General features: G+C 68.3%; 8 protein-coding genes and 1 pseudogene. 4 read left to right on the forward strand and 5 right to left on the reverse strand.

Going from position 1 to position 13,772, the window contains the following annotated elements; all coding sequences use genetic code 11:
* Positions 1-145 precede the first annotated feature (145 nt).
* Genes IPK65_07435 through IPK65_07445 form a run of 3 tightly spaced genes read right to left on the reverse strand, consistent with a single transcriptional unit; the run spans position 146 to position 5,888 of the window.
* Positions 146-3,925, reverse strand: coding sequence for a translocation/assembly module TamB domain-containing protein (locus IPK65_07435; GenBank protein ID MBK8162967.1), 3,780 nt, complete (start codon positions 3,923-3,925; stop codon positions 146-148).
* Positions 3,922-5,655 (reverse strand): outer membrane protein assembly factor, encoded by a 1,734-nt coding sequence (locus IPK65_07440; protein MBK8162968.1) that lies wholly within the window; start codon positions 5,653-5,655, stop codon positions 3,922-3,924. Before IPK65_07440 ends, IPK65_07435 begins: the two co-directional genes overlap by 4 nt.
* A gap of 29 nt (positions 5,656-5,684) precedes the next feature.
* Entirely contained in the window at positions 5,685-5,888 is a 204-nt protein-coding gene (locus tag IPK65_07445) for a LapA family protein (protein MBK8162969.1), read from the reverse strand.
* A gap of 233 nt (positions 5,889-6,121) precedes the next feature.
* Here IPK65_07445 and IPK65_07450 point away from each other — a divergent pair.
* From IPK65_07450 to IPK65_07465, 4 genes and pseudogenes are all read left to right on the forward strand, one after another.
* Positions 6,122-7,125 (forward strand): annotated as a pseudogene (locus IPK65_07450) (sodium:calcium antiporter).
* The gene (locus IPK65_07455; GenBank protein MBK8162970.1) at positions 7,115-9,841 is read left to right on the forward strand and encodes an HAD-IC family P-type ATPase; all 2,727 of its coding nucleotides are present in this window, start codon (positions 7,115-7,117) and stop codon (positions 9,839-9,841) included. Before IPK65_07450 ends, IPK65_07455 begins: the two are co-directional and overlap by 11 nt.
* A gap of 283 nt (positions 9,842-10,124) precedes the next feature.
* The gene (locus IPK65_07460; protein MBK8162971.1) at positions 10,125-10,571 is read left to right on the forward strand and encodes a CBS domain-containing protein; all 447 of its coding nucleotides are present in this window, start codon (positions 10,125-10,127) and stop codon (positions 10,569-10,571) included.
* A 159-nt stretch (positions 10,572-10,730) separates the two neighbouring features.
* Positions 10,731-10,985 carry a hypothetical protein gene (locus IPK65_07465; protein ID MBK8162972.1) on the forward strand — a complete coding sequence of 85 codons (255 nt, stop codon included), beginning with the start codon at positions 10,731-10,733 and terminating at the stop codon, positions 10,983-10,985.
* Positions 10,986-10,995: 10 nt separating this feature from the next.
* Here the strand turns inward: IPK65_07465 and IPK65_07470 are convergent, their stop codons facing one another.
* Both IPK65_07470 and IPK65_07475 read right to left on the reverse strand, forming a co-directional pair.
* A complete protein-coding gene (locus IPK65_07470; protein ID MBK8162973.1) occupies positions 10,996-12,504 on the reverse strand; it encodes a SpoVR family protein in 1,509 nt (502 codons plus the stop codon).
* Positions 12,501-13,769, reverse strand: coding sequence for a YeaH/YhbH family protein (locus IPK65_07475; GenBank protein ID MBK8162974.1), 1,269 nt, complete (start codon positions 13,767-13,769; stop codon positions 12,501-12,503). The genes IPK65_07470 and IPK65_07475 overlap by 4 nt, the downstream gene beginning before the upstream one ends.
* Positions 13,770-13,772 lie beyond the last annotated feature (3 nt).

A 13,772-nucleotide genomic window follows, 5' to 3' on the forward strand; every position in this document is an offset into this window, starting at 1 on the left:
ACGCGGTACGCAGCCTTCGCGCGGAGGCGATGACCAACCGCAGGGGCGGGCTACAGGTGCCTGCAACGCCGGCAGCCGGCCCACGGGCTGTGTCGAGCCGCTCACAACGCTTCAATATCCCGGCGGCGGCTGAATACCGCGTCCCTCAGCGCTCGAAACTGTAGATCAGGTCTGCGCCGGAGCCGACGCGTGTCCCGCTCTCCGTTTCCAGCGTCCACTTGTCACTCAGGCGGTAACGGATCTGGAACGCCGCGGTGTTTTCCACCAGCCCCTGGATATACCGCACGTACAGCCGCGGCGACAGCGACTTGCCCAGCACCAGCGCCGTATCCGTGCTCACCTCGCCGGCCTCGATACTCACCTCGCTCAGGTTGAACACCCCCCCGATGCGGGTGGCGAGGGCCTCGCCGCCGACCAGCGCGAGCGAGGTCGCCGCCTGGTACAGCGCGCGTCCCTCCGTCGCCGAGGCCTGATCGAGCGGACGGCCGAGGACGAGATAGGACAGCACGTCGCCGTCGTCCATGGCGGGGTCGGAGAACAGCCGCACCAGAGGGTGGTCCGCGGTGCCCGTCACGCGCACGCCGACCTTGATATCATCGCCGCGCTGGCGCGAGGCGATGACGTCGAGCGCCGGGTTGTCGATCGAACCGCCGGCGTAGAGCGCGCGTCCCTGCTCGATGCTCAGGTTCTGGCCGTAGGCGCGATACTTTCCTTCGACGATGCGGATCTCTCCCTGGCCGCTGATATTCTCCGGGGTGTTCATCAGGATGCGCAGCCGGCCGGCGAGGCGGCCCTCCAGTCCCTTGCCCGCGACGCGCACCTCGTCCCCGAGGATGAGAAGGAGTTCGCCGTGCACGCGCAGCCGCGGCGGCGCGTCGCGCGCCTCCCCGCCGACGAGGACGACATCCTCGGAGACGCCCGTCGCGGCCTCCGCCGCGAAGGGCTCGATGCGGGCCGCGGGAATGGCGAGCGTCCCGCTGAACTCGAGATCGCCGGGCGTGAGACGCAGCGTGACGTCGGGTGAGGCGGTGACCTCGGCCGACGGCAGCCGTACGATCTCGACCTGTTCGCCCTTGAGCGCCAGCGTGCCCTCCCATGAATCGCGGCCATGCACGACGCCGTCGCCCTCGATTTCCAGCCGCCCCGCGCCTGAACGCAGCGCGCCGTCCAGCCTCCAGCGGTCCTGTTCCGCCTGCAGGCCCAGGTTCACCTCCCGCAGGCTGAGTCCGAGCCGCGCCACGGCGAGTGTCGCGACGGTGGCATCGAGCCGCCCGCCGATGCGCGGGTCGTCGAGGGAACCGGACAGCATGGCGTGCGCCTGCAAACGGGCTTCGCCGCCGGGCACCAGGTCGGGCAGCAGCAGCGAGATCGGGGTGAGATCGTTCAGGTCGAGGTCGATGCGGCCCGTGAGCGCCTGTTGCGGCGAAAACTGCGGCTCGGCGGCGTACCACTCCGGCAGCTGCGCCTCCGCCTCGAGGCGGGCGCCATCGGCGATATCGACACGCAGGCCGGCGCGCAGGCCGTCCTCGCCGCCGCCGATCTCCAGTGAGGCCGTGCGATATGCAACGGTGTGGGCCTGCGCAGTGGATCCATTTCCAGGCACGGTGTAACTCAGCGCGCCGCCGGTAGCCACGAGCCTCGCGTCCACGGCGCGCAGGCGGCCCGCTGAATAGTCCAGCCGCAGGCTTCCCGTGCCGCTCCCGCCCAGCTTCACTGCGGACGCAGGCAGCAGCGCCGAGAGGTCCGCGAGATCGATCTGGCGCCAGCGCAGCTCCCCGTGCAGGCCGGCGCCCGGATTGCTTGCGCCCGCCATGCACATCTGCGCGGTGTCACGGCGCCAGCACCAGTCCTGCAGGGAGAACGCCTCCGGCGCTAGCGTCAGCCCGGCCTCCGTCTCCTGTGTGTAGGCGCCCAAGGCGGCAAGCACGAGCTCCCCGTCGTGGAGGCGCGCCTGCCAGACCCCGTCCCGCAGCATGCCGCTCAGGTGCTGTTCGAAACGGTATTCACCCTGTTCGGCCGTGAGGAGCAGCGCGTGATCCTGCGAATCGCCGCTGAGGTCCAGCATGATCCGTGCGCGGGGGAGGTCGCGCAGTCCGGCGGCAGCGGCCTCCGCGTGCGCCTCCCAGCGCCCCGCGGGGGCGAGGTCGACATCCGCGTTCAGCCGCAGACCGTCCGCGCGCAGGTCGCGGAAGGACAGGCGCCTGCCCTCGAGTTCGATGCGCGTACGCAGGGCGTCGGGAGGGCCACTGACGCTGCCCTGCGTGCGCAGTTCGCCGGCGAGGTCCGGATGGAGCGCGGCGAGCTCCGGCGCATGCAGGCGCCAGTCCAGCTGCCACTGTGCGCCTAGGCGCGCGCTGCCGTCGAGCGTCGCGTCGCCGGAGCGCAGACGCAAGTCGTCGATGCGGAGTTCGCCTTCCTGCAGCGCGATGCGGCCCTGTGCCGAGAGGGGATACCCGCGCAGCGTGCCCTCGACGCCATCGACGTCGATGCCGAGCGCGAGCGCGCCGCCGGCATATTCGCCGTGCACCCGGCCCGCGGCGTCGATCCGTCCGTCGAAGCCTTTCCGGTACACGGCCGGGTTGACGCCCTGTGCCGCGAGCGTGGCGTCCCAGCGCAGGCCGGGCGACCAGGCGAGCATGCCCTGCCCGGACCAGGTCCCGTCCAGCCAGGTGCCGGTCAGCTCCGTGACGGTCGCGCCGGCGCGGTCGCCGTGGCCCGAGGCGGCGAGGCGCAGCGGCGGTGCGTGTGGCGGGTGCAGCGCGCCGCTCAGCGTGAAGTCGTAGCGCTCCGGTGTCCCTTCAGCATGCAGTTCACCCTGCGGACTGGATACAATGCCACCCTTGTCCGGCGGCCAGGCCAGGTCACGCCAGCGCGCATCGAGGGCGAACCCGGCCGGCACGCCGTCCGCGACCTGGAGGCGCGCGCTGCCTTCGACTTTCGCCGCGCCGTCGAGGGACTCGATGTGGATCCGGGGAAATTCCCATTGTGTCCCGCTTCGCTCCGCAGCGAGGCCTAGCGCCCAGTTGCCATGGCGCGCGTCGCGCCAGATCAGTTTGCTGTCGGCGCTAATGGTGTCGCCGCCTCCCTCCGCCCGCACGGTGAGTTCGGTGACCTCGCCGGCGGGTGCCTGCGGCAGCAATGCGGACGGGGCGAAGGATTCCACCGCCCCGTTCAGGCTCCAGCGCGACGGGACGCCGTCGGCGCCGAGTCCGGTATCGATCTGCGCGGTGGCGTTCAGGCCGAGCGGCCGCGCGAGGTGCAGGTCGGCGCGGATGTTGCGCCAGGTCCCGCCGAGCGTGCCGGTGCCTGCCATGGCCGTATCCCGTACGGCGGTTTCCCAGCGCAGCGCGGCCTGCAGCGGCCTGCGCGGATTGAGCGGCAGCTCGCCCTCGGCCTCGAGCCGCAGCCACGGCGCAGCGAGGCGCAGGGCGGACAGGTGTACGATCTCGTCGCGGGCCGTGACGCTGAATTCCAGGGTGTCGACGGTCAGCGGCTCACGCTCCGGAAGTGCGACGACCAGCGGGGCAACAGTCATGCGCCGGAGCTCAACCGGGAAGGGCAGCGAGAAGTCGAAGGCCCCGCCGCGATCCGCGTCGGGGGCGGGTTTTATCGTGACCTCGACCGCGCCGAGTTCGAGCGCGTCGATGACGATCAGGCCGTCGAACAGGCGTCCCGGCCGCCAGCGCAGCATGATGCGGTCGGCCCGGACGCTGAGTTTCCCGTCTTCATAGCGCAACCCGCTGATCGTCAGCGGGCCGGCGAGCCGGCCGTCGAATCCCTCCACCGAGAGCTGCCCCGGAACCCGGTGCTGGAGTTGATCGAACGCCCAGCGCAGCCCGGTCCCGGTGTAGAGCAGCGCCGCCGCGCCGGCGGCGAGCGCCGCGACGAGGGCGAGGGTGAGGGCCGGTATCAGCTGGCGTTTCACAGATCGGGACCCACGGTGAGGTGCAGGCGCCAGGGACGGCCTTCCTTGTCGAGCGCCTGCGCAAGGTCGAGGCGGATCGCGCCGATCGGCGTGCGCCAGCGCAGGCCGAATCCGCTGCCGCGCACGATGTCGAAATCTCCGGAGTCGAAGGCGTTGCCGGCGTCGAGGAACGCTGCGAGCGCGAAGTCGCTGCGGACTTCGCGCTCGATCTCGACGCTGCCGACCAGCAGGTGCCTGCCGCCGATGACCACACCGTCCGCGTCGGTCGGGCCGAGCGAGTCGTAGGCGTAGCCGCGGATGCTCTGGTCGCCGCCCGCGAGGAAACGCTGCGAGGCGGGCAGGTCGATGAACTCGGGCGTGGTCGTCGCGCCGGCCGATGCGCGCAGGAGCAGGCGTGCGTGTTCGCCGAGCCCCTGAATGTATTTGCCGTTGCTGCGCGTCTGCAAGAACGAGGTGTCGGAAAACAGCTCGTCGTAGGCGCCGCGGAACTCAACATCGAACAGCCAGCCTTCGCGCGCCTGGATGCGACGCGTGGTGCTGGCGCGCTCCCAGCGGATGCGCGGGATCAGCAGGGTGGAGTCGTCGTCGTTGCCCAGGCGGTAGCGCTCGATCTCGTAACTGAGCCCGATGCCGCGCAGCCAGCGCCCCTTCTGTTCAGTCAGGTCGATGCCGGTGGAATTCGTGATGCGTTGCACCGTGTCGGTGTTTTCATCGATCCAGGAGACATGGTAGGTGAGGGAGTCGGTCGCCGGCCGCCGTAACGGGATCCGGTAGCGCGCCGTCGCGCTGGCGTCGATCTCCGACTTGCGCAGGATGAAGTCATAATGATGGCCGAACGCGTTCGCGCGGCGCTTCTCGTACCCCAGCATGCCGCGCGCCCCGGTGTCGGTGGCGTAACCGATGCCGGCGGAATAGCGCGCCGGCTTGCGCGGGGTCAGCTCGATGCGCACCGGGATGCGGCGCTCGACCGCCTGATCGGGCAGGGCGACGACCTCGGCCAGTTCGAAGTAATCGCTGTCGGCGAGGATGCGGCGCAGTTCGAGCAGCCTGGCGGCGTTGTAGGGGTCGCCGGGGCGGAAGTTCAGGTAGCGGCGCAGGAAATCCTCGTCGAACCCCTCCTGGACGAAGGCGACGTCGCCGAAGGCATAGCGCGGGCCGGTGTCGTATCGCACGGTGATCGCGGCGCGGTAACGCTCGAGGTCGATCAGGATACTGTGTTCCAGCAGCCTCCCCTCGATATAGCCGCGTTCGCGCGCCAGCTGCAGCAGCGCCTGCTTGGCGTCCTCATAGGACTTGTGCAGCGGGACGCTGCCCTCGTGCAGGGGATACTCCGCGCGCCAGCGCCGCAGCGCGAAGTTGGCGGACCCGTCGCCCTCGAGCGTTATGGCGATCTCGTCGAGGCGGATCGGTTCGCCGGGATCGATGGTATAACGCGCGCGCCAGCCCGTGTCGGTACGGGTCAGCGCGCCGTCGACGCGGGCCCGGTAGTAGCCGAACGGTTCCAGCGCGTACCGGACCTCGCTGTCGGCACGTTCATGCAGGCGCCGGATCAGGGCGTCGCCGAGCAGCGGGTGTTCGCGCTGCTGGTACAGACTGAGGTTCGCGCGCACGTTTTCGAGCAGCTCGCCGGCCACGCCGGTGATCTCGATCTCGAGCCGCGGCGGCTGCGCCGCTGCGGCGGCGCAGATCAGCAGGAGCGCGCAGGTGAGTACCAGGCTGCGGCGGTACATGGTGTGTACGCGTGGCGTATTCCGCAGTGTCAGCGCCTTTTCCTGGAAGTGAAGTGGGCGTGCAGGAGCCAGCCGGCGGCGAGTCCGATGCCGAGCAGCAGGAACATCATGAGCGAACGCGACATCGACAGCGTCCAGAACAGGAAGCGCAGCTCGGTCACGGCGGTGTTCTGGACGATGAAAACCAGGACGATCAGGAGCAGGACCAGGCTGACGGCGAGTTTGGCATTCATGACGTTCCCTCGTGGACGCGATAATGTCTATTCTAGCCTTTGGGGCCGTTTTTCTGAATCGCCAATCCGTTGCCCTTGAGCACGGTGACGGGTGGCGTCATCCGGTGCGCGCGATGATGAACTTGAACAGACCGGAGCTCATGCGTTAAGGTCTGCCCCATGGCGTGCCACCCCTGTCCCCATGAGAGATTGCGGGTTCCCGAACCTGAAGCTGAGCCCGCTGCGGCACGTCGATGATCGTCTGGCTTGAGTTCGCCCTCTGCCTGGTCCTGATCGCGGGTGCCGGCTACCGCCTGTCCCTGTACGGCGACATGATCGGGGAGAAGCTGAATCTGTCCCGGTCCTGGATCGGCGTGGTGATGGTGGCCTCGGTCACCTCGCTGCCCGAGCTGGTGACCGGCCTGAGCGCGGTCACCGTCGCCCGCGCGCCGGACATCGCCGCCGGCGACGTGCTGGGCTCCTGTGTGTTCAACCTGCTGTTGATCGTCATTCTGGATTTCCTGCACCGCGGGGAGTCGGTCTACACCCGCGCCCGCGTCGGCATGTCCTCTCCGCCGGTTTCGGCGTCATCCTGATCGGTTTCGTGGGTATCAACCTGCTGCTGGCGCACAACGGCATCGAGCCCGCCGTGGCGCATGTGGGGCTGTACACGCCGATCATCCTGCTCATCTACGCCCTCGCCATGCGCACCGTATACCGCTACGAACAGATGCAGGAGCTGCCGGTGGTCGATCCCGGGGACCGGCGCTACCGGCACGTCACCCTCAGGCAGGCGGTGACCGGTTACGTGCTGGCCTCCGCCGTGGTGGTGGCGGCCGGCGTCTGGCTGCCGTTCGTGGGCAAGGACATCGCGGAGATGATGGGGTGGGGGGAGAGCTTCGTCGGCACGCTGTTCATCGCCGCCGTCACCTCGCTGCCCGAGGCGGCGGTCTCGATCGCGGCCGTGCGCCTCGGCGCGCTGGACATGGCCATGGGCAACCTGTTCGGCAGCAACCTGTTCAATATGGCCATTCTGGCCATCGACGATATCGCCTACCTGCCGGGTCCGCTGCTGTCGGGTGTCTCCCCGGTGCACGCGGTCTCGGCCCTGTCCGCCATGATGATGAGCGGCATCGCCATCGTCGGCCTGTTCTACCGGCCGCAGCGGCGCGTCTTCCGGACGGTGGGCTGGATCAGCCTGTTCCTGCTGGCGGTGTTCCTGGTTAATACCTTTGCCATCTATCTCTATGGCCACTGAGCAGCCCCGCGCGGATCAGGCTCCCGTATCCTGGCATGCCCTGACGGCGGCCGAGACGCCGGAGCGGCTCGGCGTGTCCTCTGTGCGGGGACTCGGCGCGGAGGATGTAGCCCGGCGCCGGGCCGAGTACGGTCCGAACACCCTGCCGGAGGCCGAGCGGCGCTCGGTGTTCCGGCTGATCCTGCGCCAGTTCCAGAGCCCGCTGATCTATATCCTGTTCATCGCCGCGCTGCTGGCCATGTTCATGGGCAAGCAGGGCGACGCCGTGGTGATCCTCATCGTCGTGGCCGTCAATGCCCTGATCGGGAGCTTCCAGGAAGGACGCGCGGAGCGTTCGATGGCGGCGCTGCACCGGCTGTCGACCCTGCGCACGCGCGTGCTGCGCGACGGCGCGGAGCAGCAGGTCGAGGCGGGGGAGCTGGTGCCCGGCGATATCCTGCTGCTGGCGGCCGGCGATGCCGTCGGTGCCGATGCGCGGCTGGTCGAGGCCGCCTCCCTGGAGGCCGGCGAGGCGGCCCTGACCGGCGAATCGCTGCCGGTGGCCAAACAGACCGGGGCGCTCCCCGAGGACACCCTGCTTGCCGACCGTGTCAACATGGTCTATTCCGGCACCCACGTCACCTCCGGCCGCGCGCGCGCGGTGGTGGTGGCCACGGGCCTCGCGACCGAGGTGGGCAAGATCGCGCGCCTGACCGCGATGGCGGAGGAACCCAGGACCCCGCTGGAGCTCCGCATCGCGCAGTTCGGCAACTATCTGGTCGCCGCGGCGCTGGGCATGTTTGTATTGGTGCTGGGCCTGGGCCTGGTGCGAGGTTTCAACTTCATCGATATCTTCATGGTGGCCATCAGCCAGCTGGTCTCCATGGTGCCGGAGGGGCTGCCGGTGGCGATGACCATCGCGCTGGCCGTCGGCATGCAGCGCATGGCGCGGCGCGGCGCCATCGTGCGGCGGCTGGCGGCGGTGGAGACTCTGGGTTCCACCTCAGTGATCTGCAGCGACAAGACCGGGACGCTGACGCGCAACGAGATGACGGTCACCGATGTGTGGCTGCCCGGCGGACGGCGCATCGAGGTGGGCGGCGCCGGTTACCACCCCGAGGGCGCGCTGCGGGAGGACGGGCGTGAATCGCCACCGGATTCCGCGCTGACGGCCCTGCTGGAGGCAATGGCGCTGTGCAACGACGCCAGGCTGGTGCCGCCGGACAGCGAGGATTCGCGCTGGCGCCCGCTCGGGGATCCGACCGAGGCGGCGCTGCTGACCCTGGCGCTGAAGGGCGCGCTTGATCTCGAGGTGCTCAACCGGAGCTGGCCGCGCTGGGGCGAGCTGCCGTTCGACGCCGGCGCCAAAATGATGGCCACCGGACACGGTCACGCGGAGGGGCATCGCCGCGTGCTCATCAAGGGGGCGCCGGAGGCGGTACTGGATCTGTGCGGACTGGCCCGGCAGGGGGGGGACTTTGTGCCGCTGGATGACGAGGGACGGGCGCGGGCGCACACGGCGGCGGAGGAGATGGCCGGCCGCGCCTTGCGTGTGCTCGCCGTGGCGGACGTCGCAGGCGCGGAGCTGGACGACGCAGTCGGCTTCGAGCAGTTCCGCGGGCGCGCCGTCCTGCTCGGCCTGGTGGGGCAGATGGATCCGCCGCGCGAGGAGGTGAAACAGGCGGTCGCGGAATGCCAGGCGGCAGGCATCCGCCCGGTGATGGTGACCGGCGACCACAAGGCCACGGGTCTTGCCATCGCCCGCCTGCTCGGCATCGCGCGCGCGGGCGACCGTGCCGTCGACGGCCGCGAGCTGGAGCGCATGCAGGAACAGGAGCTGCGCGACGATCTCGACCGCATCGCGGTGTTCGCCCGCGTGCACCCGGCGCAGAAGCTGCGCATCGTCGAGGCCTTCCAGTCGCAGGGCCATGTGGTGGCGATGACCGGCGACGGGGTGAACGACGCCCCCGCGCTGGCGCGCGCCGACGTCGGCGTCGCGATGGGCATCACCGGCACCGAGGTCGCCAAGAGCGCGGCCAGGATCGTCGTGACCGACGACAACTTCGCCACCATCGTCAAGGCGGTGGAGGAGGGGCGGCTGGTCTACCGCAACCTGAAGAAGGTCATCCTTTACCTGTTCGCCACCTCCATGGCAGAGATCGCGGTGCTGCTATGCGCCTTGCTGCTGGGCTATCCGCTGCCGCTCGCGGCGGTGCAGATCCTGTGGATCAACATCGTCACCGAGGGCACCGTGACGGTGAACCTGATCATGGAGCCGCCGGAGGGCGACGAGATGCGGCGGCGGCCGATGTCGCTCGCCGAGCCGCTGCTGAGCCGGCCGCTGCTGCGGCGGGTGGCACTGATGATCCCCGCGATGGCGCTGTCGACCTTTGGCTTCTTCGTCTGGCGGCTGTCGTCCGGCGCCCCGTTCGAGCTGGTGCAGACCGAGACCTTCACCGTGCTGGCCGTGTGCCAGTGGTTCAACGTGCTCAACTGCGAGTCGGAGACCCGCTCGGCGCTGCGCCTCGGCGTGCTGCGCAACAAGTGGCTCATGGGCGGTCTTGCCCTGGGTGTCCTGCTGCAGTGCGCGGTGATTTACGCCGCGCCATTGAACGCGTCGTTCCACACCGTGCCGATCCCGCCGGCCGATCTGCTGATCATCGTGGCCTGCGCCAGCCTCGTGCTGTGGCTGGAGGAGATCCGCAAATTCTTCGCCCGCCGCCGGGCGGCTTCGTAGCGATTCTAAGTGAATGATGACGCGCGATCCGCGTCACTCGCGACAGGGCACCAGCTCATGTCCTGGTCCGGGGGCAGTTCGGCCATGTCGGCCGGCTCGGGCTCGGATCCGTCGGCGGCTTCCACCGGCCTCAGCTCCTCCAGCGGCGGTGGCCGCATAGGAGTTCCACGTGTTTGGCGTTATAGTGGGGACGCAGATGCGGCGGAGGTGCGCGCCGCGCGCGGCTGGAATGGAGGCGTAACCGCGCCGGTGGTGTGCCGGCGAATCCGAGGGAGGACTAGCCATGACCGTCGGCAGGATTTGCAACCGGGACGTCGTCGTGACGCGGGCGGAGGATACCATCCAGTCCGTTGCGCGGCTGATGCGGGAGTACCACATCGGCGACGTGGTGGTCGTCGAGGAGCGCGGCGAGGTGCGCGTTCCGGTGGGGATCGTGACTGACCGCGACGTGGTGGTGGAGGTGATCGCCGAGGGCCTGGCCCCGGACGCGGTCAGCGTCGGCGACATCATGAGCCTCGATCTCGTGACCGCCCACGAGGAAGACAGCCTGTGGGACACCCTGCAGCGCATGCGCGTCAATGCGGTGAGGCGCATGCCGGTAATCGACGAGCAGGGCGCGCTGGTCGGGATCCTTTCCCTGGACGACCTGCTCGAACTGCTCTCCGGCGAGCTGGTGGACCTGGCGCGCGTGGCCAACCGCCAGCGTGACATCAGGCCTCACCCGCCGTGAACCACTGATTCCATCCCGCGGCGGATTTCTTCCGGTTTCGCCGCGCAGTTCCGCGCGCCGGGTGCAGAATCGCACGCGGCTGCCGTAGTAGTAGGGGCGGTCCCGGGTCCCCGTGCGGTATCCGCGGAGTCCGTCCCCGGGCGCAGCGGTACACATCCCATGAGCTTGAAAACATTCGTATTCTGCGATCTCTGCAACCCCCTGTGCATCCACCAGGTGGATCGTCGCGACCAGGCGCGGGAAGGCGGCGTGTCGGCGGGGCGGCGCTTTACCGATAATTACAGCTGGATCGAAGGGGAGCCCGACGAGATTGCGGAATACGGCTGGATCATGACCTCGAACAACAAGCACATCTGCCCGCGCTGCTACGCCAGGCACAAGGACGCGGTCTTCTCACTCTCGCGCAAGGGCTGAGCGCCCGGTCTCAGGCCGCGGCCGGCGTCGGCCGGCACTCCTGCGTCTTTGCCACCCGGCCGTCCGGGTCGACCGTTTCGATGCGCACCGTGAAACCCCACAGGCGTGCGAGATGCTTCAGCACCTCGTCCGCGGTGTCCGCGTCGAGCGGACGGCGCCGGTGCTGCAGATGGCGCAGCGTCAGCGAGCGGTCGCCCTCGCGGTTCACGTTGTAGACCTGGATATTGGGCTCGCGGTCGCCGAGGTTGTACTGGCCGGCCAGCGTCTGCCGCACGTGGCGGTAGCCCTCGTCATTGTGGATCGCAGTGATCTCCAGCCGGCGCCGGCGGTCGTCATCCAGCACCGCGAACAGCTTCAGTTCCCGCATCAGCCTGGGCGACAGGTACTGGGCGATGAAGCTCTCGTCCTTGAAGTTCCGCATCGCGAAATCCAGCGTCTTCAGCCAGTCGGAGCCCGCGATGTCGGGGAACCAGCGGCGGTCCTCGTCGGTGGGCTGCTCGCTCATGCGGCGGATGTCGCTCATCATGGCGAAGCCGAGCGCATAGGGATTGATGCCGCTGAAATGATTGCTGTTGTACGGCGGCTGGTTGATGACGCTGGTGTGGGTCTGCAGTATCTCCAGCATAAAGCCCTCGTTGACCAGCCCCTCGTCGTACAGGCGGTTGAGCAGGGTGTAATGCCAGAACGTGGCCCAGCCCTCGTTCATCACCTGGGTCTGGCGCTGCGGATAGAAATACTGGGCGATCTTGCGCACGATGCGCACGATCTCGCGCTGCCAGGGTTCGAGCAGCGGCGCGTTTTTCTCGACGAAATACAGCAGGTTCTCCTGCGGCTCGGACGGGAACAGCTTCTGGGAGCGGCTCTCCTCCCGATCGCCCTTCTTCGGGATTGTCCGCCACAGGTCGTTGACCTGCGACTGCAGGTAGTCCGCGCGCTCGCGCTGGCGTTGCAGCTCCTCCCGCGCCGACAACGGCGAGGGGCGCTTGTAGCGGTCCACGCCGTAATTCATCAGGGCGTGGCAGGAGTCCAGGATCAGCTCGACCGCATCCTCGCCGTGGCGCTGCTCGCATTCGGAGATGTAGTTGCGGGCAAACAGCAGGTAATCGATGATGGCGTCCGCGCTGGTCCAGGTGCGGAACAGGTAGTTGCCCTTGAAGAAGGAATTGTGGCCGTAGCCGGCGTGGGCAATAACCAGCGCCTGCATGGTCAGGGTGTTTTCCTCCATCAGGTAGGCGATGCACGGGTCGGAATTGATGACGATCTCGTAGGCCAGCCCCATGTGGCCGCGCCGGTAGCGCTGCTCCACGTTCAGGAACTGCTTGCCGTAGGACCAGTGGTGGTAGCCGACCGGCATCCCGACCGAGGAATAGGCGTCCATCATCTGTTCGGCGCTGATGACCTCGATCTGGTTCGGGTAGGTGTCGAGCCCGTACTGCGCCGCGATGCGGCCGATCTCCTCCGCGTAGCGCGTGATCAGCTCGAACGTCCACTCCGATCCCTCGGACAGGTACCGGCTCATGCGGCCGCCTTCTTCTTGAACAGCTTGCGGAATACCGGATAGATGTCGGTCAGGTCGTCGATGCGCTGCAGGGCGAAGTTGGCGCAGCGCGCCCTGACGTGCTGGTACTCGCGCCACAGGCTCTGGTGCTCGTCCGGCTTGATCTCCACGTAGGCGAAATACTGCAGCAGCGGCATGATTTTCTCGATCAGCAGGTTGCGGCACAGCGGCGAGTCGTCGTTCCAGTTGTCGCCGTCGGAGGCCTGCGCCGTGTAGATGTTCCACAGCGAGCTCGGGTAGCGCTCGCAGATGATCCTGTGCATCAGCTCCAGCGCGCTCGACACCACCGTGCCGCCGGTCTCGCGCGAGTGGAAGAACTCGTCCTCGTCCACCTCCTTGGCGGTGGTATGGTGGCGGATGAAGACCACTTCGATGCGTTCGTAGTTGCGCGTCAGGAACAGGTACAGCAGGATGAAGAAGCGCTTGGCGATGTCCTTGCGCTCCTCGTCCATCGAGCCCGAGACGTCCATCAGGCAGAACATCACGGCCTGGGTGGTCGGGCGCGGCTGGCGGATGCGGTTGTTATAGCGCAGGTCGAAGGTGTCGATGAACGGGATGACGTTGATCCGCGCGGTGATGCGACGCATCTCCTCGCGCAACTCGGCGGCGCGTGCCGGGGCGTCCGCGGCGCTGGAGGATTCCAGACTCTCCAGTTCCTCCTGCAGGGTTTCCAGGCGCCGCTCGTGCGGCGAGCGCAGCGCGATGCGGCGCGACAGCGCGCCCTTCAGCGAGCGGATGACGTTGATATTGGCCGGCATGCCGGTGCGGGAATAGCCGGCGCGGACCTTCTTGTATTCGACCTGGGTGGCGAGCTGGGTCTTGACCAGGTCGGGCAGGGCGAGGTCATCGAAGAAGAATTCGAGGAACTCCTCGCGCGTGAGGTTGAAGGCGAAGTCGTCGAGCCCTTCTCCGCTGTTGCTGGCCTGGCCCTTGCCCTCGCCGCCGCCCTCCGGCGGACGCTTGATCTTGTCGCCGGTGACATATTCTGTGTTGCCCGGGTAGACATTCTCGCGTTCGCCGCCGGGGCCGTGGCGGAAGCTCGGCTCGCCGATGTCGCGCGCCGGGATGTTGATCTTCTCGCCGGAATTGATGTCGGTGATGCTGCGCTCGGTGATCGCCTCGGCGACGGCCTCGCGGATCTGCTGCCTGAAACGCCGGATGAACCTGCGCCGGTTCACGGCGCTCTTGTTCTTCCCGTTCAGCCTCCTGTCAATGACCTGGGTCACGTG

The organism is Gammaproteobacteria bacterium (assembly GCA_016712635.1).
GTDB lineage: Bacteria > Pseudomonadota > Gammaproteobacteria > SZUA-140 > SZUA-140 > JADJWH01.